The 17,735-nt window shown below is 64.0% G+C and carries 17 protein-coding genes and 1 pseudogene; 6 read left to right on the plus strand and 12 right to left on the minus strand.

From position 1 onward, the window contains the following. Together Q7T26_07550 and Q7T26_07555 are read right to left on the minus strand one after the other, a co-directional pair. A partial coding sequence (locus Q7T26_07550; GenBank protein MDO8532006.1) for an ABC transporter substrate-binding protein occupies positions 1–578 on the minus strand: 578 nt, incomplete at its 3' end. Positions 579–596: 18 nt separating this feature from the next. Continuing rightward, positions 597–1,541: an ABC transporter permease gene (locus tag Q7T26_07555; GenBank protein ID MDO8532007.1), complete on the minus strand. Its 945-nt coding sequence runs from the start codon at positions 1,539–1,541 to the stop codon at positions 597–599. A gap of 350 nt (positions 1,542–1,891) precedes the next feature. Between Q7T26_07555 and Q7T26_07560 the strand changes: the two genes are divergently transcribed. The 3 genes from Q7T26_07560 (at position 1,892) to fabF (ending at position 5,126) form a co-directional block, all read left to right on the plus strand. Next, positions 1,892–2,386 carry an ATP cone domain-containing protein gene (locus Q7T26_07560; protein ID MDO8532008.1) on the plus strand — a complete coding sequence of 165 codons (495 nt, stop codon included), beginning with the start codon at positions 1,892–1,894 and terminating at the stop codon, positions 2,384–2,386. A 64-nt stretch (positions 2,387–2,450) separates the two neighbouring features. After that, positions 2,451–3,818, plus strand: a complete 1,368-nt coding sequence (locus Q7T26_07565; protein ID MDO8532009.1) for a folylpolyglutamate synthase/dihydrofolate synthase family protein — start codon at positions 2,451–2,453, stop codon at positions 3,816–3,818. A gap of 21 nt (positions 3,819–3,839) precedes the next feature. Then, complete coding sequence (gene fabF, locus Q7T26_07570; protein MDO8532010.1) at positions 3,840–5,126, plus strand: beta-ketoacyl-ACP synthase II; 1,287 nt, start codon at positions 3,840–3,842, stop codon at positions 5,124–5,126. Positions 5,127–5,259: 133 nt separating this feature from the next. Here fabF and Q7T26_07575 read toward each other — a convergent pair whose 3' ends face one another. The 3 genes from Q7T26_07575 to Q7T26_07585 all read right to left on the minus strand — a co-directional run bounded on the left by Q7T26_07575 (position 5,260) and on the right by Q7T26_07585 (position 7,792). Next, the gene (locus tag Q7T26_07575) at positions 5,260–5,520 is read right to left on the minus strand and encodes a hypothetical protein (GenBank protein MDO8532011.1); all 261 of its coding nucleotides are present in this window, start codon (positions 5,518–5,520) and stop codon (positions 5,260–5,262) included. 200 nt (positions 5,521–5,720) lie between these two features. Next, entirely contained in the window at positions 5,721–6,632 is a 912-nt protein-coding gene (locus Q7T26_07580) for a sortase (GenBank protein ID MDO8532012.1), read from the minus strand. An 11-nt stretch (positions 6,633–6,643) separates the two neighbouring features. Then, a complete protein-coding gene (locus Q7T26_07585) occupies positions 6,644–7,792 on the minus strand; it encodes an acyl-CoA dehydrogenase family protein (protein ID MDO8532013.1) in 1,149 nt (382 codons plus the stop codon). 351 nt (positions 7,793–8,143) lie between these two features. On the opposite strand from Q7T26_07585, the gene Q7T26_07590 reads away from it, so the two are divergent. Then, positions 8,144–8,863 (plus strand): hypothetical protein, encoded by a 720-nt coding sequence (locus Q7T26_07590; protein MDO8532014.1) that lies wholly within the window; start codon positions 8,144–8,146, stop codon positions 8,861–8,863. Here Q7T26_07590 and Q7T26_07595 read toward each other — a convergent pair. The 7 genes and pseudogenes from Q7T26_07595 to ybeY form a co-directional block, all read right to left on the minus strand. Next, positions 8,850–9,260: pseudogene (locus tag Q7T26_07595) on the minus strand (NUDIX pyrophosphatase). The gene Q7T26_07590 and the pseudogene Q7T26_07595 overlap by 14 nt on opposite strands. 177 nt (positions 9,261–9,437) lie before the next feature. Then, positions 9,438–10,328, minus strand: a complete 891-nt coding sequence (locus Q7T26_07600; protein MDO8532015.1) for an NgoMIV family type II restriction endonuclease — start codon at positions 10,326–10,328, stop codon at positions 9,438–9,440. 1 nt (position 10,329) lies between these two features. After that, positions 10,330–11,739, minus strand: a complete 1,410-nt coding sequence (locus Q7T26_07605; GenBank protein MDO8532016.1) for a DNA methyltransferase — start codon at positions 11,737–11,739, stop codon at positions 10,330–10,332. A gap of 168 nt (positions 11,740–11,907) precedes the next feature. Then, positions 11,908–13,182: a lactate racemase domain-containing protein gene (locus Q7T26_07610; protein MDO8532017.1), complete on the minus strand. Its 1,275-nt coding sequence runs from the start codon at positions 13,180–13,182 to the stop codon at positions 11,908–11,910. Between the two features lie 278 nt (positions 13,183–13,460). Continuing rightward, positions 13,461–13,766, minus strand: coding sequence for a YbaB/EbfC family nucleoid-associated protein (locus tag Q7T26_07615; GenBank protein ID MDO8532018.1), 306 nt, complete (start codon positions 13,764–13,766; stop codon positions 13,461–13,463). Continuing rightward, positions 13,763–15,541 (minus strand): DNA polymerase III subunit gamma/tau, encoded by a 1,779-nt coding sequence (gene dnaX, locus Q7T26_07620; protein ID MDO8532019.1) that lies wholly within the window; start codon positions 15,539–15,541, stop codon positions 13,763–13,765. Before dnaX ends, Q7T26_07615 begins: the two co-directional genes overlap by 4 nt. Next, entirely contained in the window at positions 15,538–16,071 is a 534-nt protein-coding gene (ybeY, locus tag Q7T26_07625) for an rRNA maturation RNase YbeY (GenBank protein MDO8532020.1), read from the minus strand. The genes dnaX and ybeY overlap by 4 nt, the downstream gene beginning before the upstream one ends. 219 nt (positions 16,072–16,290) lie before the next feature. Here ybeY and recR point away from each other — a divergent pair, with 219 nt between their 5' ends. Next, positions 16,291–16,887, plus strand: a complete 597-nt coding sequence (recR, locus tag Q7T26_07630) for a recombination mediator RecR (GenBank protein ID MDO8532021.1) — start codon at positions 16,291–16,293, stop codon at positions 16,885–16,887. A 49-nt stretch (positions 16,888–16,936) separates the two neighbouring features. Next, positions 16,937–17,704, plus strand: coding sequence for a DNA repair protein RecO (recO, locus tag Q7T26_07635; protein ID MDO8532022.1), 768 nt, complete (start codon positions 16,937–16,939; stop codon positions 17,702–17,704). Positions 17,705–17,735: the final 31 nt, after the last annotated feature.

Raw genomic sequence — 17,735 nt, forward strand, 5'->3', positions numbered from 1 at the left:
GCCGACTTGATGAGCTGGAACTGCTCGCGGCGGAGCAGTCTCCTGTCGTCGGAGCTCTTGCGCTTGAAGTTCCACAACACGTCCTGGGCGGTGAACTCCCTGCCGTTCACGGGCTCCATGTTGTGCCACTTGACGCCCCTGCGGAGTTTAAAGATGTATGTCTGAGCGTCGGGCGCCTCCCATGACTCGGCCAGGTCGGCCACTATTTCGAGGTCGCCGTCCAGCGTGAGAAGCCCGTTATAAGCGGGCGTGACGACGGGCGCCCACCACGGCGCGCCACGCCAGTGGTCCGTGTCCAGGCTGTCGGGGAAGTTCTCCGCTACGCGGGTGAGCGTGCCGCCGTACTTGGGCGCTCCCGCGGGCGGCTGGACGGCCGCCACCGTGGGGGCGGGCGCCGCACGGGGGACTTGGGGCGCCGGGGCGGGGGCGGCGGCCGGCGGTTGCGCGGGAGACGGCGCACGGGGCTGCGCGGCGGGCGCCGCGGGTGCGGCAGGCGCCGGCGCGGCGGCGGGCGCGCACGCCGCTATGATGAGCGCGACGGTGATACCCAAAACCACGAGCAGGTTCAGGCGAAGCATGAAGTCCCTCCTTCCAGACTACCTATAGCGAATCCGGGGGTCGAGATACGCGTACAGCAGGTCCACGAACAGGTTGGTGGTCAAAAACACTCCCGCGATGATGACCATCGCGCCCTGGAGAAGGACAAAGTCCCGCTGGCGGATGCTGTCCAGGACCAGACGCCCCACGCCCGGCAGCGTGAATATGGTCTCGATAATCACGCTCCCGGCCAGCAGGTGGCCGAACTCGAATCCCACGAGCGTGAGGACAGGGATGGATGCGTTTTTCAGGACGTGACGCATTGTGACAGTGAACTCGGCAAGCCCTTTGGCCCAGGCCGTCCGCACGTAGTCCTGCCGCAGGACCTCAAGCACGCACGAGCGCGTCATGCGCATGGTGAACGCGGCGAAGTAAAAGCCGAGGGCCAGCGCCGGAAATGCGAACTGCTGGAGGTTGCTCCACGGGTCCTCCCACAAGGGACGGTACACCGCCGGAGGCGTCCATGTGAAAAGCACGGACGGGCCGAACAGGAGCAGCGTGCCGAGCCAGAAGCTCGGTATCGCCAGGCCGGCAATGGCCACCACTCGGCTCGCATGGTCCATCCATGTGTCCTGACGGATGGCGGCCAGGATGCCGGCAGGGATGGCGACGAGAAGGGAGACCGCCGTCCCCAGTAGAGCAAGCTCCACCGTGATGGGCGCGGCGAGGGCTATCTCCTCCAGGACGGGCGTCTCTTTCCAGAAAGACATGCCGAAGTCGCCCCGGAGGGCGCCCCACAGCCAGCGCAGGTACTGTTCATGAATCGGGCGGGCGAGACCCAGCTTCTCCTTAAACGCGAGCAGGTCCTCTCGCTTCATCTCATCTCCGAACTTGGCGTCAACAACATCTCCGGGTATGACCCATATCATCAGAAAAACAAGCAGGGAGATGCCCAGGATGGCTGGGATGAACAGTACCAGGCGACGGAGAATGTATTGGCTCATGCCGTTCGCTCCAGGTCTGCTGCTAACTCGTGATCGCTCAGGCGATTCAACCGCGACCAATGCACCGCTGGATTTTTTGCATGTAAACCGCCGATAATCGTGACTTGATGCATCCTTCATATAACCAATCGAATAATTGGTTACGCGGGCGTCGCCAGATTGCGGCTTAGGTTAGCAGGTCTCTTCGCGCATGTCAATCTGCCGCGCCACGCATTGCGGCGCTCCTCCGGCGCGTCGCGCTACCCCTTGCCGGAGACGTACCGCGGAAGCGGTTGGGCGAGCGCCGCCGTTGCGGAAGGTGCGTCCAGACCGCGGACCCGCGGCGGAAAGCAGGGATGGGAGGTGACACGATGGCGCTAGGGCCGACCATCCAGCAGGTGCGCAAGCGCGACGGCCATCTGGAGCCGTTCATGCCCTGGAAGATCGCTCAGGCCATCGGGAAGGCGCTGCGCGCGAGCCAGGAGGCGGACGGAGAGCGGGCGCGCATCCTCTCGGCGCATGTCGTGGGCAGGGTCGAGGACCGCTTTCGGAGGCGCATCCCCGGCGTCGAGAGCATCCAGGACATCGTGGAAGAGACGCTGATTCAGCATGGACTTGCCCAGACAGCCAAAGCCTCTATTCTGTACCGGCAGCGCCGCACCGAGATTCGGGAGGCAAAGAAGCTCCTTGGCATCCAGAACGACCTGAATCTGACCGTCAACGCGGTCACCGTCCTGGAGAAGCGCTACCTGCTGCGCGACGACGAGGGGCGCGTCGTCGAGACGCCGGGGCCTGTCTCCGAAGCATGCCATCGGCCACGTTTTCCCGCGTGTCCTGTCTTGTTCGTCTGCGTAACGGTAGCGTAGCGGGCTGCCCTGCAAGCGGGACAGGCCTCTGCAACGCCGGCCTCTATGGTAGAATGGAATAGCTATGCTTACCGCCTATCAGTCGGCGTTGACATGGGTGCTGAGCTTTGCCGATTACGAGAGAAACCCCGTGGTCAAGTACTCGTCGGCGGAGTTCAACCTGCCGCGGATGGAAGCTCTGCTGGCCCGGTTGGCTAACCCGCACCGTGCGTCGCCCGTTATACATATCGCCGGGACCAAAGGCAAGGGCAGCACGGCGGCGCTTGTTGCGTCCGCGCTGTCCAAGGCCGGCTACAGAGTCGGCCTGTACACGTCACCGCATCTGCATACGTTTCGAGAGCGCATGCGGATAGGGCGGCGCCTGATTACCGAGGAGGAGGTGGCGGCGCTGGTGGCGCGGCTTCGGCCAGAGGCGGAGACTCTGAATGCTCAGGGGACGTTGGGGCAGGTGACGACCTTTGAGCTTATCACGGCGCTGGCCTTTCTCTTCTTTGAGGGGAGGGTGGACGTTCAGGTGTTGGAAGTGGGCCTGGGCGGCAGGTTGGACTCCACGAACGTGTGCCAGCCCGAGGTCTGCGTTATCACCAGCCTGAGCTATGACCACACGCAGATCCTGGGACGAACGCTATCCGAGATAGCCTATGAGAAGGCGGGCATCCTGAAGGCGGGGGCTCTGGCGGTGAGCGCGCCCCAGGCGCCGGAGGCTATGGCTGTGGTCGAGGATGCTGCTTGGAGCAAGGGTGTGCCCCTGACGGTGGCGGGCCGCGACGTGACATGGGAACCAATCCGGCAAGACCTGGACGGCCAATCGGTACGCATCCAGGGACTGCGGGACTCCTATGATATATGGCTTCCCCTGCTGGGCGACCATCAGGTGGAGAACGCGGCGGTGGCTGTGGCGACGCTGGAGCTGGCCGGGCGTCGAGGCCTGATCGTGCCCGCCTACGCCATCATCGCGGGGTTCCGTGACGTCTCCTGGCCGGGCCGCCTGCAGGTGCTGGAGCGCAAGCCCCTGGTGATTGCGGACGGAGCGCACAACCCGTACTCCATGGCGTGTCTGCGGAACGCCCTTCGCGGGCATTTTCCCTTTCGCAAGGCCTTTGTCGTTATAGGGTTGTCGGCGGACAAGGACGCGCCGGGTATTCTGCACGAGTTGGCGTCGCTGGGGTGCAAGCTCATCGCCGTGCGCTCACGGCACCCGCGGGCCGCGGACCCGGCACAGCTTGTCGCCGAGGCCCGGCGTCTGGGCATGGAGGCCGTGAGCGCGCCGACGGTCGCGGACGGCCTGGCTTTGGCCCGCCGAGAGGCGCAACCGGACGACCTGGTCTGCGCGACGGGGTCGCTCTTCGTGGCGGCGGAGGCCATCGAGGCCGTGTGCGGCATTACGCCCGAGGTCCTGCCGCTGCCCTCGAAGGTTGCGCCCGCGCGCTAAGTAATCACCTGAGGAGTCGTCATGACCCCTGGTTTTGAGAATCTGGACCCGCTTGTCCGACCCCGACGACGCGACCGACGGGTCGTTGTCACGGGCATGGGCGTCATATCGCCCATCGGCAATACGCTGGAAGAGTACTGGCGCGGGCTGCTGACGGGCAAGTCGGGCATCGCCCGCGTGACCTTCTGCGACTCTTCGGACTATCCGACCAAGATAGCTGGCGAGGTCAAGGACTTTGATCCGACCCTGTACCTCAATCCCAAGGAAGCACGTCGGCTGGCGCGCTTCACTCAGTTCGCTGTTGCCGCGACGCGGATGGCCCTGGCGCATGCGCAGCTTGATCCGGCGAAGCTGAAGCCGGACCGCGCCGGAGTGCTGCTTGGCAACGGTAACGGCGGATTCCCGACGGTTGAGGAGGGCGTTCGCGCGCTGGTGAGCAAGGGTGGGAGGCGGACAAGCCCGTTCTTCATGCCCATGATCCTGCCGAACATGGCGGCGTCCCAGGTCAGCATCAGCTTTGGACTCAAGGGCTATAACTCCACCATCGTGACTGCCTGCGCCGCGGGGACCCAGGCCACGGGTGACGCGGTGGAGGTCATCCGCCGCGGCGCCTGCGATGTGATGGTCGCGGGCGGGACAGAGGCGGGCATGACGGAGATTGGCCTGGCGGGGTTTTGCGCCATGCGAGCCATGAGCACGCGCAATGACGAGCCTGCTCGAGCCAGCCGTCCCTTCGACGCGCTGCGCGACGGGTTCGTGGCGTCCGAGGGGGCCGCGGTGTTGGTGCTGGAGAGCCTGGAGCACGCAGTCAACCGGGGCGCGCTTATCCTGGCGGAGATGTCAGGCTACGGCGTCTCCTCCGATGCGTACCACGCTGTCCAGCCCTCGCCGGACGGGGCGAGCGCCGCGCTGGCAATGCAGCGGGCCATCGCGGACGCGGGCATTCAGCCCACGGACGTTGACTATATCAACGCCCACGGCACATCCACGCCGCTGAACGATGCGGTGGAGACGGCGGCCATCAAGAGCGTATTCGGGGAACACGCCTACCGCGTGCCGGTAAGCTCTACCAAGTCCATGATCGGCCATGCTCTGGGCGCCGCGGGCGCGCTGGAGGCGGTGGCCTGCGTCAAGATGATTCAGGAGGGTGTCCTGCACCCAACGACAAACTACGAAAATCCGGACCCGGCGTGCGACCTTGACTATGTGCCCGGAAAGGCGCGGCCCGCGAGGCTGCGGCATGTACTCAAGAACAGCTTTGGCTTCGGAGGGCAGAACGCCTGCCTGGTGGTAAGCAAGTACGAGTAGTAGTCCGCCGTCACGGACGCGGAAGAGGGGCCTGCCGTGTTGCGGCGGGCCCCTCTTGTTTTGCGCGCGACATAACACGCGCCAGTGTCGAGCGGTGCTGACGCTCGCGCCGACGGATGCGGCTGGCAGGTCGCTAGACTGTCAGCGGCGCGGAGGCGAGGGCTTCTTTGGAAAGCATCTCATGCATGATGCGCTGGACTGCCATGACGTGGGAGCACGTGCTATGGGTGGGAAAGAAGTGGCAGGTGCATGACCAGGAACCGTCTTGGAAGCTGAGGGTGTAGTCGTCGTGGTCGCCTTTGAACCGGGCGGAGAAGTCCGTAAAGTTGATCCGGTGGCGCTCTTCGGCATACCGCTTGGCCTTCTCAATCTTCCCGATCAGGCTGGAGTACATGGCTCCTCCTTACATGGATTGAGTACTACCGGGTCCGTGCGCCTTTTGCCTTCCCTTGACTGCATTCTACTCCCCGCACCTAAAACGGTCAACTCGAAGGGCCAGACATGCGGGGCCAGGACGTTGGGTCGGGCACGCGCGCCCCAACAAAAACGCCTCGCGGTCGGCGAGGCGTTCGCAAACGGTAGTGCGCTCATCTCTTACTTGCCGCCGTCCAGCGGCGACATCGCCACCAGACGCGACCGGATGATGAGCCGGTCCCAATAGGCGTAGTCCGGGTAGCAGGTGATGAGGGTCACGGTAGGCTCAGCGGTCTGGGCGAACACGTCGAGCGCTTCCGGCTTGACCAACTCCCACCCTACTACTCTGTAAAGGAACTTGGCTTTGTCAGTCGAAATGATGATGTCCACAGCCTGCCCCGCGTCCAGCAACTTGGGAATCTCCGGCAGGCGCTTGAAGACTTCACCCTCACGCAGGAGGGGGCTGCTGATATGGCCGGACATGACTATGTTGCCCAACTCTCCAGGGTTGGCCGTGCCCTTGTGGTGTCCCACGGCCCACTTGGCTATCTCCCACTCCAGCACGCCGTCCTTCCAGACGGTGCCTACCTCCACCACCTTCGAGTCGACGGCTATAGCCGGTATCTGGATGCGGACCGCGGGCGGCGCGACCTCCAGCGTCCTGGGCAGCGTGTCCCAGTTGACGTATTGCATGCCCACGCCATCTGGCGTGGGGGCGTTGCCGGAAGTGGCCGGGCTGAGCGCGGCGCTGGCCAGCTTGACCGCGGGATAAAGCTCAACCGAGGGGCCGTCAAACGCGCTGCGTGAAGACGCAGGCGCGGACGACGGGTTGGAAGCAGGAGCGGCGCTCGCGGGTACAGAGACCGACTTGACAGACTCCCAGCCGGCGGGAATGTCCTTCGTGAGAGCCGCGGGGTTCGCCGTACGGGCCAGTCCGTTGAACTGGGCGTAGGCGCTGAGGGAGAGACCGTAGTAAGCGGCGGTACCGCCCATCAGCAGGCCGCCGACGGCGAGGGAGGCAATGCCCAGGAAGCGACGCTTGCCAGGTTGCAGCCGGTTTGGGGCGCTTAGCAGCCTCGACAGTATGGACACCGTCGCCTCCCCTATACGCCCATGTTGCGTGCTATCACCATGCGGAGCACCTCCGACGTGCCCTCCCCGATGGTCATCGCCTTCGCGTCCCGGTAGAACCGGTTGATGGGTGTTTCCCTCATGAAACCATATCCCCCGTGGATTTGCAAGCCCTCGTCCGCGGCCTTGACCGCTATCTCGGACGAGAAGAGCTTGGCCATTGCGGCTTCCTGCGTGAACGGCGCGCCCTTGTCCTGGAGAAATGCGGCCTTGTAGGTGATGAGCCGGGCCAACTCCACGTTCACCGCCATGTCGGAGAGCTTGAACTGGATCGCCTGGAACTTGCTGATTGTCTGCCCGAACGCGACCCGCTGTTTGGCGTAGGCGTGGGACAGGTCCAGGCAGCCCTGCGCGATCCCCGTGCACAGCCCCGCCACCGCCACGCGGCCCCGGTCCAGCACGACCATGAACTGGCGCAGCCCGGCGCCTCGCTTGCCGACGAGGTTCGCTTCGGGCACACGGCAGTCGTCGAACCGAAGCTCACGCGTGTCGGATGCGCGCCAGCCCATCTTCTTGTACGGCTTGCTGACGCTGTAGCCCGGCGTGCCCGTGGGCACCAGGATGGTGCTGAACTCTTTGCCGCCCTGGGGTCGCGTGCCCGTGACGGCGGCCACGGTCACGAACGTGGTCATCTCCGTGCCCGCGTTCGTGATAAAGCACTTGCTGCCGTTGATGACCCAATTCCCGTTCTGGACTGACGCGGTGCTCTGCATGCTCCGGTTGTCCGAGCCTCCTGACGGCTCGGTCAGGCCGAACGCCCCCAGCGTCTTGCCCTGCGCCAGGGGCGTGAGCCAGCGCTTCTTCTGCTCCTCGGTGCCGTACAGGAGGAGCGGCATGCCGCCCAGGGTGACGTCCGCCTCGATGGTGATGCCGACGGACGAGTCCACGCGCGCCAGTTCCTCTAGCGCGATGACGTAGGAGATGGTGTCAGCGCCGCCGCCGCCGTACTTTTCCGGGAAGGGCAGGCCCATGACGCCCAGCTCGCCGAGCTTGCGGATGATGTCGGTGGGGAACTCCTCCGCCTCGTCGTAGCGGGCGATGACGGGGGCGATCTCCTTCTGAGCGAAGTCGCGCACCAGCGTCTGGATGGCGATGTGCTGTTCCTGGAGGTCGAAGTCCACGGCGCGCTCCTGGAGGGAATGTGGCGGCTCCGGGAGAAGTATAACACATATCTGAATCTATCGAGAGTGGGCGTCGTGTGCTGACCAAGGCAATCGCATTTTAGTGCGAGCGTTCATTCCCGTCCATCCGGTGAGTCCTTGAAGAAATGATGAAGGAAGCCCGCCGGTCCACCACCGTCATTCCGGCGTAGGCCGGAATCCTGTTTCGCCGTCGCGGGCGAGCTTGTGTCCCTGGGCTCCGGCGTTCGCCGGAGCGACGATGGGACGCCCCCTTTGTGGTTTGCCATGTCCATGCGTAAGTAAGAAGGAATCAAGACGCGATTGCCCTGGTGTGCTATCATCGTGCCCGATATGATGACGCAAGGGCCAACGGACAATCGCAGGCTCGCCGGTATGGCGGTCATGGGCGTCAGCGCGGTCAACCTGGCGGCCAGCCTCGCGCTGCTGCTCCTGCTGCGGCCCGGCACGCTGGCGGGCGGCGGCGTCACCGACCGCATGACGTACATCGTGACGAACCGCTTTGTCTGGACGGCGGGCTGGCTGCTGTGGGTGCTGGCCGCGCTCTCGCTCGTGGGCCTGTTCTATGTCCTGAGCGCGCACCTGGACAGTCGCATGGCGGGGCTGCTCCGCTACGCGCGGGCGCTCGCCGTGCTGGGCGCGGCGCCGGACATCATCGCCAACCTCATCAACGCGGGTGTCCTCGCGGACATGCCCGCCCGCTGGCTCGCGGCGTCGCCCGCGGTGCGCCCCGTGGTGCTGGAGGAGTTCGCGGTGTGGGACCGGTTCGCGGTGCTGCTGACGGGCGGGCTGGCGAACCTGCTGTACGGCCTCGCCGGGGCGCTGCTCACGGCGGCGATGTTCCGGACGGCGCATTTCCCGCGCCTCCTGGCGTGGGGCGGCGCCGTGGTGTGGGGCATGGCGCTCGCGATGAGCGTCGCGGGCTTCGCGGTGTCGCCCGCCGCGCTGGAGCCGACCGTGGGCGCGACGATGGCGCTGTTCATTGCGTGGAGCTTCGCCGTGGGGTACGTCTTCCTGTACCGGCGCGGCGGGCCTCCCGCTACGAGACTGTAGGCGGCTTCCGGTCCGACAGGAGGGCCTTGAGGCGCTCTAGGGCGTCACGGTACTCCTGGTAGTAGAGCAGCCGCGTCGCCTCCCCGTAGTCGCGCCAGCAGAAGGCGGTATGCTCGTCGCTGAGCGTGACGGGCGTGTCCGGCGCGACCTCCATCGCGAAGCATCGCTCCGAGCACGTCTGGCCGTTCGCCGGGTAGTCGTAGGCGTAGTCGAGGTCGGTGACGCGGGTGAAGCGGCGGATGCCGGACTCCTCCGCGACCTCGCGCACGACGGCGTCGCGCGGCGTCTCGCCGTCGTCCACCACGCCGGTGATGGGCTGCCAGAAGCCGCCGAGCGCCTCGACGCGCTTCAGCAGCAGGAAGCGCGGTTGCGCGCCGCCGGTGTACACGAACGCGGCGACGGAGACGCGGGGGGAGGGCTACTGTGCTTTGGTGGCATGACTTCTCTAATGAGGTCTGCTGGCGGAAGCAATATCTACTAGTACCTAATGGCGACAAACCGCGTACCCTTCACCGAACGTGCGCCGTGGTTCACCAGATACAAGTCTTATTACGCTGATTTACGCAACTAGGTACTAGGTTGCGAGATCAAAGGGTAAGTCACTGATGTCGCGAAGACGCCTGCCATTGATCATGGTTATGAGCATGTCTAGTTGGTCTTGATTATCAACCTCTCTGAGGGTCTTCGTTAGTTCCGTAAGCGCGAAGTGATATACGCAATCCAAGTCACCGGTACCAAGCGCTAGAGCTGAAATCCGTGTGGGCAGGGGTTCAGCCGTCACCGCAACTATATGAGGCGAGTGCCCTTTGCGATTTCGGATCAAATTCAGAGCCTCCGTTCTTGTATTTTGAGATCTATCACTTCGTATTGTCCACTTGCAGGAGATACTAGCGTGCAGTATCGGAAAAGATTTCTCGCGATTAACAAGCCGAAGAGGCGTCAGGCGGGCCACATCGTCCTGTGCACTGACCAACTTCTGCTCTCTGTTAACTTCGGCATCAGATATAGGTGTTCTGGCGACGATAATGTCGGGCTTGACAATATAGTCGCCTCCTAGCGCGGGAGCCAAAGCTCTGTCTTGGGCGACTAGCTTTTCCAAGTATGCCAAGTGCTCATATTGGTCAAACCTGGAGATGACCGTTTGAGCAGTTGAATATATCCAATGTCCTGGACGTACGTGGTGCAAAAGTTTGAACGCCTCTGCTAGGAAGTCCTTAGTGGCTACCTCGAACAGACCTCCAACTGTCTGCTCGTTGATTCGCTTATGGTCAGCCACATATCCCAGACGTTTGACTATCCCCCAAGCGATATTCACACTCGATTTATTACTGCCGTCGGCAAAGTTGGGGTACTCAACATGTTTCTTGGAGTCTCGGCTTATCCGTATAATGTCTTTGCAGATACGATTGTGGTACGCTTCTCGAAGCTCGGCAATTCCCATCTTCCTTGTTTCACGTGAAGCCATCTTAAGCCTCCGGTTTGAAAAAACCGATGACAAACTCCTCATGCATGCGCTGTTGGATTTGGGAACCCAAGTCACGCGTGACCCCCATTGGGAGCATGCGACGGTCTCGGTCCAGGCTTCGTACTCCGACCTTTGGAACCTCAAACCCTATCGCTTTACCGATCTCGACTAGGCAAGACCCTGTCTCCGTGTTCTTGCCACGCATGACCGAAGACCCAACAACAACTACTGCTGCTCTGCCTGGCTTAAGAACGCGGTACATCTCACGCAAAGCCCGCATCATTTCAGAATAGTAGCGGTGCAAGACGCGTCCCTTTCTCCTGTCAAGACATCCTATCTGCGACACGACTTCCGCCGTTCCATTGGGCAACTTCTCCAAGTCTTTGTCTACTACGCCTTCACTACCGATATATTCCTTTCTCCTGTGACTCAGTTCATTGAGAGCATGTCCAGTCCATACAAGCGAAAACTTGTGAGCTCGCATGTAGTCGATAGCGTTGGAGGCATATGGTGGTGAAGTCACAATCAGGTCTACGGAGGCGTTGGCGACAGGTAGGCATTGGGCATTCCCAAAGGCCAACAGCGGCGTGATCTTGCCGTGGGCGGATTCTTGTAATCCCACCAGATTTTGACGTACCCGTCGTTTGAACTCTTCTAATGGGGAGCGGACGATCTTGGTCTGGTGTTTTAGTCGCCCAGAGGCCGAATTAGGCAACTCTTGGCTTCGCAGGGTCGCGCCGGTCTTGTAAACAATTACTTTGGCCTTGTGCGGTCGAGTATGACCCAGGTCCAATGCGAAAGAGACCCCACCGGACTTGGTAACAATGATCGCGGAGAGAGCCAATTCAAAGAAGGCTTTCGCAGTCATGTCCGACATGCCTTCTATTTGCTGAACCAGCGCGAGAAGCTCTAGCTGCGTTTCTCGTGCAAACCAGTAGTCAACAAACCGTGTTGTCTTCGCATCCCAACGATTCTCAAGCGCCCTTTCTAACTGCGCTCGATTCTCCTTAATGGTGACGGCGAGAGCTGCTTGCCGCGAAATAGATTCTCCCAAAGATATGATTTGCAGAACATCCGAGGGGGTGACTTTGACTTTGGAAATGAGTACAGCAAGAGGGTCAATATCGATCCCAACGGCATATCTTCCAGATAAGAAGGCTTCAAGAATGGTCGTGCCTGAACCCATCATCGGATCAAGCACGACATCTCCCGCGTTGGTTAGTGCAGCGATGAACTTGCATGGTAGCTGTGGAGGAAACTTTGCCGGAAAAGAGTGGAAGTTGTGGGATGCGTACCCGCTCCCCTGGTCATGGAAATCTAGGTCCTGATTAAGGAGCGCCACAAGTTTCCGACGCGGGTTTTGTTGAGGTGCGGTATAGACGCCCTCTTTCGTTTGGACAATGTTTGTCATACGGGTCAAGACAAGCCTAAACTCAACTATGACGCCTGCCTGCATGCATCTTACCTGAAAATTGCATGCGTCGTCTATCTAGCGCGTATTCTCTCTTCATCGTCCGTCTTCGGTTGGGTTGTGCGACTGGCTTGCATCCTTGTGGCTGGGCTTGGCGACGTTCGCTCCTTACTCCCAGTACTGCACCGTCGCGTCCGGCAGCACGGCGACGCGCCCCCCTCGCGGGTAGTCCTGCTCCAGGTCGCGCAGCACGTCGGCCCACGTCTTGCGCCACACCACCGCGTCCAGCGGCCCGAACCAGTCGGCGCCCGCCCTCTCGCCGAAGCGGGAGAGCGCGATGAGCTTCTTCGTCCGGGGCGGCAGGCCCTTGTGCGCCCCCCACAGCCGCCCGCCCATCTCCGTTCCGAAGCTGCGGCTCAGGTAGTGGGGTATCTGGCCCTCCGGCGTGTTATAGACGAGCACGAAGGTCCCGCCCTCCGGCCGCAGCGCCTCCGGGGCGACGCTCAGCGTGATGAGCGCCTCGTTCGCCTTGTGGTAGGCGTTGGCGATGACCACGTCGCATGGGCCGGGCCGTGGCGTGGCGTACACCTCCATGCCCTGCGCGCAGCCCGCGCGGTGCGCCGCCACCACGTCGCCGACGTACATCCCGACAATTTCGCGGCGCAGGTTCATCACGCAGTTGACGATCATGTCCAGCCCCGCCAGACGCGCAATCTCCTCCATGTCCTCGCGCACGGGGTTGCCCTCGACAATCGCGCGTCCGACGCCCTGCTTCAGGTCGCCGACGGGTTTGCCCGCGGCGGGCTTGCCGCGTCCGCCGACGTCGTGATGGTTGGCGAAGACGGTATCCACGTAGCCGACGCCCGGGCAGAGCACCTTGGCACCGCCGCCGAAGCCCGCGAGCGGGTGCGGCACAATGCCGCCGAGCGCTATCTTCAGGTCGCAGGACATGACCTCGGCGTTGAGGACGGCCTTCGTGCCGCGACGGGTAACGCCGACCTCGACGCAGTTCTCGTACGGGTTGTGGTTATAGACGGGGAAGCGCTCGACGACGTCCTCGCCGAGCTTCTTGACGAAGTCCCATCGCCGCATGGCCCCGTGCGTGCCGAGCGCCGCGATGAAGCGGACGGCGCTGTCCGGGACGCCCGCCGCCTTGAGCTCGTCGAGGACGTAGGGCACCATCTCGGCGGTGGGCGTGCCGCGGGCCATGTCGTCGAAGAGTATGGCGACGCGCTTGCGCCCGCGCGCCAACTCGCGCAGAGGCGGCGTGCCGATGGGGTGGTCGAAGGCGGCGCGCATCTGCGCGGGCGTGAGTTTGGGCGCGCGCTCTCCCCGCATGGCGCAGTACCGCACGTCCCAGGACGCGGGGAACGTCAGCGTTGTCTCGGTGTCGCCGAACCAGGGCATCTCCGGGATGCGGATAACAGTCTCAGTCGCGACCATTGTTTGCCCTCCGTAGTCCGATGTTAGGGGGGATACCTCATCCCATGTGTCCCCTTCTCCCACAGGAGAAGGGGAGAAGGAAAAAGACGAAACTGGGAGGACACCCTTCGGCTGCGCTCTCCGAAGGAGTCCGGAGTCCTTCGGACAGGGCAGGCTCTCCCAGACCCTCCAGCCGCCCTGCGGCTCTGCACCCCCGGCGTAGTCATTCCGAGCCCTTCGGCTACGCTCAGGGTAAACTCCGCGAGGAATCTCCTAGGGCCGATTGCCTATCGCGTCCACTACATCAGCCCCGGAATCTTCATGCCGCCCGTGAGCTGGCCGAGGTGCTTCGCGGCCAGGTCGCGGGACTTGTCCAGCGCTTCGTTCACGGCGGCCAGCACCAGGTCCTGGAGCATCTCCACGTCCTCCGGGTTGACCGCTTCCTTCGCGACGGCTATGGATACTATCTTCTGGTGCCCCGTCGCCACCACCTTGACCGCGCCTCCGCCCGCGGTAGCCTCCACCGTCATCTTGCCCAGCTCCTCCTGGAGTTTGGCAAGGCGGTTTTGAAGCTCCTGGGCCTGACGCATCAGGTTCCTGTTCATTGGCTCTCCTCTCGCGCCGCCGGAGGCGCGTCTCCTTGCGCCTTCTCTGGCGTAGACGTGGTCACCACGCGGGCGCCCATATCTTTCAAAGCCTGGACCATGTGTCCGCCGGATGTGGCCTGCCGGAGAGTCGGAGCGGCGACTGGCGCAGTTTGCCGCTGCGGCGTCGCGGCTCCTGGCGCGGCCAGCGTGCACTTAAGCCGGTAGGGCTTGGCCAGGATGTACTCGAACAGCTTCTCCACTTCCTTCCGGTTCTCCAGCTTCTCCACCAGCTCTTTGTAGATGGCCTTGTTGAATTCCAGCGTGATACAACCGTCTTCCACGGCGACGGGCTGGGCATAGACTCGGACGTAATACACGCCGGGGTTCTTGTGGAAATGGGGTGGTATCCGGTCCTGACGCAGCAACGCGGCCCAATTGGCCTTGAGGTGTTCCTGGGGCGTCATGCCGGACGGTACGCCGGGAGGGAGTGCGACCTGCGCCGCGGGCGGAGCCGCCGGCCGGGGCCTGGCTGTCGGCGCATCCCCGGCGTCGGCTGCGTCCATTGCGGGGATTCGGGATGCGGGCGGAGCGACTGGCCGCACGGGCGCGGCGAAAGGGGCTACGCGCGGCGGCGCGGCGGCGCTTCTTGCGGCAGGCGGCGGTCGTGGCGCGGGGGAAGGTTGCTGCGCGCGGGGCGTCGCGGCGACGGCGGTAGGCGGTTGGCTGAACTCCACCAGCGCCAGCTCCAGCGGCAGCGGCGACTGCACGTCCGCGCGCACGTCCGCCTGGCTGAACAACTTGACCGCGCGGGCGATCTCCTCGAGTGTCGCCGCCGATCCCGCCAGCGCCTTGACGTCCGCGGCGGCGTCCGCGTCCAGGTCCAGCGCATCCGTGGCGCCGGCCTTGGCGAGCAGGGCCGCGCGGAGCCATTCCACCAGGCTCCGGTGAAGCTGGCGCAGGTCGATCCCTTCCAATGTGGCCGCGCTGATGGCGGCCAGCCCGCCGGGGACGTTCTTTGCCAAGATGAGCTTCGCCAGATCGCGCACCCGCTGGTCGTTCCCCATCCCGAAGAGTTCGCGTACCTGCTCCAGCTTCAGCCCAGTCCCGTAGGAGACGGCAAGCTGCTCCAGCAGGTTCTCGGCGTCCCGCAGGCTGCCGCCGGCGTGGCGGGCCACGGCCCGCAGCAGTTCCGGCGCCGCCTGAATGCCCTCCGCGTCGCAGACCTGCCGCAGCCGCGCGACGATGGCCTGCGGCGACAGCCGATGGAAGTCGAAGCGCTGGCAGCGGGAGATGATGGTGGCGGGCACTTTGTGGGCGTCAGTCGTTGCCAGGATGAAGATTGTGTTCGGCGGCGGCTCCTCCAGTGTTTTCAGGAGCGCGTTAAAGGCCTGCTCCGTGAGCATGTGCACTTCATCAATGATATAGACCTTGTACCGGGCCTCTGCGGGGGCGTAGCGCACCTTCTCGCGCAGGCTGCGTATCTCGTCTATGCCACGGTTGCTCGCCGCGTCTATCTCGATGAGGTCCATCGCACGGCCTTCGGTGATGCCCTGGCACATGGCGCAGGTGTTGCACGGCTCGCCCTTGCCGCCGGTGGTCAGGCAGTTCATGGCCTTGGCCAGGATGCGGCCCGTGCTGGTCTTGCCCGTGCCTCGGGGGCCGCAGAACAGGTAGGCGTGGGCGGTGCGTCCCGTAGCCAGGGCGTTGGTCAGCGTGCGCGTCACCGCCTCCTGGCCCACCACGTCGGCCAGGCTCTGCGGGCGCCACTTGCGATAGAACACCTGAGATGTCATGGTTTCCCTGCTATGCGCGGGAGGCGCGACGATTGTTTCGACTTCAACGGGGGTGTGCTCGCCATCTCCGCCGCGACCGCCTCCTGCTTGCTGAACATGACGCGCTTCTCCTCCGGCTCCGCGTGATCGTACCCCAGGAGGTGGAGCACTCCGTGCGCCACCAGGATGGCGGACTCGTGGTCCACCGTATGCCCTGCCTGACGCGCCTGTCGCTCCGCCTGGGGGTAGGACAGGACCACGTCGCCGAGCTGGATGCGCCCCGACGGCGGCAGCGCGAACGGCCCGCCTGGTGCGTCGGGACTGGCTTCGGTCAGCCCAAAGGACAACACGTCTGTAATCTCGTCCATGCCGCGGTAGCGAGCGTTGAGCGCCCGGACCGTGGCGTCGTCGGTGACGGTCAGACTTACCTCCGCGGGCGTGTGCAGGCGTTCGCTCTCCAGGGTGCGACGCACCACGTCGCGGAGCCACGCTACTTTCAGACGTCCTCGAAAGGCGGGGGCAACCTGCACGGCCACTCGATGTTGGACCATTCCCTCGTACTGCGGCAAAGGCGCCCTTCCACGGAAGGGCCGTCTCCGAGGCCCATGATAGCACCGTGGGCACGCCCCAGCAAGGCGGAGGAGCGCGCGTCAGTCTCGTTGCTCCGCCGGGGGGACAGAGGGATGAATGTGCAATCTACCTAGCTATCGTGTACAATGAGGGCGCATCAGAAACAGGGGAGTGTTGACGTCGTGCCGAACTTCGATGGCATGCCCTTGGCGGCGCCCATCGCCCGCCTCATAGACGAACTGCACAAGTTGCCGGGCATCGGGCCCAAGACGGCCCAGCGGCTGACCTACCACCTCATCCGCATGCCTGAGGAGGAGGCCCGCGTTCTGGCGGAGGCTATTCTGGCGGTGAAGGAGAAGGTGACCTTTTGCTCCGTCTGCCAGAACATCACCGACGTGAATCCCTGCATGGTGTGCGCGGCCTATGACAGAGACAAAGGCCTCATCTGCATCGTGGAGGAGCCGCTGGACGTGATGGCGCTCGAACGCACGCATGCCTACAAGGGGCTGTACCACGTGCTGCACGGCGTCATCTCGCCCATTAACGGCGTCGGCCCGGACGACCTGAAGATCGGCGAGCTTCTGGGCCGACTGAAGGAGAGCGCCGTTCAGGAGGTCATCCTGGCGATGAATCCCAACCTGGAGGGCGAGGCCACGGCGATGTACCTGCACCGCCTTCTCTCACCGCTGGGCATGAAGGTAACACGACTGGCCCGTGGCCTCCCCGTCGTCGGCGACCTGGAGTACGCTGACGCCATGACGCTGACGCGGGCGCTCGAAGGCCGGCGCGAGGCCTGACCGGGGCCGGAAGCGGCCAGTCGGAACACCACGGGAGTAGAGCAAGGCTATGGCGGCGCCGCGCCTCTACAAAACCGAGGGCATCGTCCTTCGCCGTTCCGACATGGGCGAGGCCGACCTTCTGCTGACCTTCTACACGCCCTTCTACGGGAAGCTGCGCGCCGTAGCCAGAGGGGCGCGCAGGCCCAGCAGCAAACTGGCGGGGCACGTGGAGCTCCTCGCCCGTGGCCTCTTCCTCCTCGCCCGCGGCCAGAACCTGGACACCTTCAGCCAGGCCGAGTGCGTGGAGCCGTTCGCCGCCCTGCGTGACGACCTGGAGTCGGTGGGCCGCGCCCTCTACGTGGCTGAGCTGCTGGACCGCTTCACGCCGGATGGCGCGGAAAACCGCCTGCTGTACCAACTCCTGGTTGAGACGCTGCGTCGCTTTCCCGCTGGCGGCGATATGGCGGTGCGCTTCTTCGAGGTGCAGACATTGGTGCTTTCCGGCTTCAGGCCGGACCTGCGCTCGTGCGTGGAGTGCAGCGCCGCAGTGACGCCGGGGCATCACCTGTTCAGCGCAAGCGGAGGCGGCGTCCTCTGCCCGCGCTGCCGGGACCAGGAGCCTGTCGTCCGACCCCTGAGCCTGAACGCGCTCAAAGTCCTGCGGCTCCTGGACCGGGGCGACTACGCGGAAGCGGCGCGGCTGCGCATCTCCGCGGAGCTTGCCGGCGAGGTGGAGCAAGTGCTCCGGCAGTACATCTGGTACCTGCTGGAACGCGAGGTGAAGGCCATCTCGTTCATGGACAGAGTCCGTCGAGGGGAGCCAGACCCGGCGTAGCCTCAGTCTTCGCATGCGCCGCGGGAACTTC

The sequence above is a fragment of the Dehalococcoidia bacterium genome (assembly GCA_030648205.1).
Lineage (GTDB): Bacteria > Chloroflexota > Dehalococcoidia > JAUSIH01 > JAUSIH01 > JAUSIH01.